The organism is Halorubrum sp. F4 (assembly GCF_027257195.1).
Taxonomy (GTDB): domain Archaea; phylum Halobacteriota; class Halobacteria; order Halobacteriales; family Haloferacaceae; genus Halorubrum.
This window is the reverse complement of the sequence record NZ_JAPDFS010000043.1, coordinates 1-2,935: the sequence shown is the minus strand read 5'-3', so window position 1 is coordinate 2,935 and position 2,935 is coordinate 1. Positions and strand designations below refer to the sequence as shown.

Below are 2,935 nucleotides of genomic sequence, written 5' to 3'. Positions count from 1 at the left end.
CCCCTTTGAATCCCACCCCGCCCCGCACCTCACGCCTCCCCAGCCTCGCCACTCGCGCTTTTCAAGCGCTCGTGGCGTCCCTCGCGGGCTCCTCGCGTCCTCCGGACGCTCGGAGGCGCGCCACAGCTCAGATCCGATGATCGCCCGTGTCCTCGCGGGTCTCGGGTGATGTGGTACCCGAGAACAGTACGGGGAGTCCCCGCACACGTGACCCGTCCGCGTACCCGAACGCCCTTTTCGCTCGCCGGCGACGACCACGCATGGAGACGAGAGGCGTGTTCGCGCCGACGACCCGTGAGGAGGCGATCGACCGCTACGAGGCCGTCGGCCCGGCCGCGCAGGTGATCGTTCGGGAGACGGCCAAGGCGATGGAGTTCGACGCCGACGAGTACGACGAACGGGTCACCCCGGCAGTCGTCGAGACCGCTCGCGACGCCGCGTTCGCCGAACTGCTCGTCGTCCACTTCGCCGACCGTGACGAGTTCGACGCGTGGCTTGCGGACAGCGAGTTCGACCCCGAAGAGGTGATGGAGCTCGGTTCCGAACACGTCGACCGGGTCGCGTGGCACCCGATCCCGTTCGCGGAGACCGTGGTCGCGACCACCTTCCAGGACCGCCCCGACGCGGCCGCGAGCACCCTCAGACGCAACGCGTTCGGTCGGGTGTACCGCGACGTCTTCCCGGACGTCGACGGGTAGGGGGACCGTCGGCTCCGGCCTGGTCGTCGCCCGTGTCGTGGTGTCTCGCCCCGATCCCCACGGACACCGTTAGGTAGCCGGGGAACGTACGACCCGCATGTCCGACCGATCGGCCATCTCGTCGCCTGCCGTGGCGGTCGCGTCGCTGGCGGCGTCATCGCTGACGGCCGTGCTCCTGGCGGTCGCCGCCCGTCCAGCGGCCGCCCACGTCGACTACGTCACCGAGGAGGACGGCGACCCGCTCGACGCGGTCGCGTTCCTGGTGGAGGTGCTCTCGGACCCGTTCAACGCCGCGGCGTTCGCCGGCTCCGGGCTCGTCGTCGTCGCGGGGATCGCGGCGTACCTGTGGGTGCGGCCGACGATCCGCGACGTGGTGGTCCTCCGGGAGAAACTCGCGAGCTACGGCGATCTCGTCCCGTGGATGCTCCGGCTCTCCATCGGACTTCCGCTCGTCGGGGCCGGCTTCCAGGGGTACCTGTTCGCGCCGACGCTGACGTTCGACACCGCCGCGAGCCCGCTCCTCCGGGTGCTCTTCATCGGGATCGGTTTCTGCGTCCTCTTCGGGCTCGCGACCCGGATCGTCTCCGCGATCGGCCTGCTGACGTTCGCGTGGGTGCTCCTCGCCGTCGACCCGGGGGTCGTCATCGCGATGGAGTACGTTCCCGTCCTCCTCGCCCTGCTCGTCGTCGGCGGCGGTCGCCCGAGCGCGGACGACATGCTGTTGGCGGTCGCGAGCACGCCCGGCACGTACTACGGGCGGGTCGACCCGGTCCACCACCTGAAGGCGTTCCTCGACGGCTCGATGGCCCCGATCCGCGAGTACGTTCCGACGCTGCTCCGCGTCGGCATGGGCGTCACGTTCGTCTATCTCGGACTGATCGAGAAGCTCGCCGACCCGGGACGGGGCCTGCTCGTCGTCGAGAAGTACGACCTGACCGCGGTCGTCCCGGTCGACCCCGGACTCTGGGTCGTCGGCGCGGGTCTGACGGAGATCGCCGTCGGGCTGGCGCTGGTCGCCGGGTTCTTCACCCGCGGCGCGGCCGCGGTCTCGTTCGTCCTCTTCACGACGACCCTGTTCGGGCTGCCCGACGACCCCGTGTTGGTCCACGTCGCGCTGTTCGGACTGGCCTCGGCCGTGTTCACGCTCGGATCGGGCCCGCTCTCGTTCGACCGCTGGTTCGGTCGCCCCGCCCTCGAGGAGGGGGAGCCGGCGATCCCCGCGGACTGAGCGGGCGAATTCCCGACACTGCGGACCCGTCCCGTCTCGTCCATCCGTCCCATCTCGCCCATCCGCCGAGTCGTGCCCGCCGGTCGACCCCACCGAACGATCCCGTCGATCGATCCTGCCGAACGACCCACGCTTATGGACCGCCGGAGCCTGCCTCCCGTATGGACGTGGACATCGGCAACGCCTTCGGCACCCGACCGGGGATCACGGAGGAGACGCTCGACCGGCTCGACGACCGCGTCGCGGACGCTCACGAACGGATCGCTCGAGGGATGGCTGACGACGAGTTCGGGTACGCCTCGCTCTCCCTGCCCCAGACGGCCGACCCGGCGGCGATCCGTGCCGCGGTCGAGCCGTTCGGGGAGCCGGAGGCGGTCCTGACCGTCGGGATCGGCGGAAGCGCGCTCGGCGCCGCGACGCTCGCGGACGCGCTCGAGAGCGACGTGGACGCGTACTTCCTCGACAACGTCGACCCCGATCACGTCGACGGATTGCTCGCTTCCCTCCCGCTCGACGAGGTCGTCGTCAACGTGGTTTCCCGATCGGGAACGACCGCCGAGACGCTCGCGAACTTCCTCGTCGTCCGCGAGGCGATGGACGCCGCGGGCGTCGACTGGACCGAGCGCACGCTCGTCACGACCGGCGAGGAAGGGAACCTCCGACGGCTCGCGGAGACGCACGACCTCCCCGCCCTCGACGTTCCGAAGGGCGTCCCGGGCCGCTTCTCCGTCCTCTCGACGGTCGGGCTTGCGGTCGCCGCGCTTCAAGATCACGACGTCGAGGCGGTGCTCGCCGGCGGGAGAGACGGCATGGACGCGCTCTCGGGATCGCTCTTCGAGTCGCCGGCGTACGCCTACGGCGCGACGACGTACGCGCTCGCGGAGCGGGGCGCGCTCACGAACGCGTTCATGCCCTACGCGGAGTCGCTGGAGACCTTCGGGGAGTGGTTCGCCCAGCTGTGGGCCGAGAGCCTCGGCAAGGACGGGCTCGGCCAGACGCCCGCGCGCGC

The 2,935-nt window shown here is 70.8% G+C and carries 3 protein-coding genes; all 3 read left to right on the top strand.

Going from position 1 to position 2,935, the window contains the following annotated elements; translation table 11 throughout:
• Nucleotides 1-260 precede the first annotated feature (260 nt).
• A complete protein-coding gene (locus OKW78_RS16575) occupies nt 261-698 on the top strand; it encodes a DUF5809 family protein (protein WP_281196158.1) in 438 nt (145 codons plus the stop codon).
• Nucleotides 699-795: 97 nt separating this feature from the next.
• Complete coding sequence (locus OKW78_RS16570; RefSeq protein ID WP_281196157.1) at nt 796-1,926, top strand: DoxX family protein; 1,131 nt, start codon at nt 796-798, stop codon at nt 1,924-1,926.
• A 161-nt stretch (nt 1,927-2,087) separates the two neighbouring features.
• Nucleotides 2,088-2,935, top strand: an 848-nt coding sequence (locus OKW78_RS16565) for a glucose-6-phosphate isomerase (RefSeq protein ID WP_281196156.1), incomplete at its 3' end; no start/stop codon positions are given.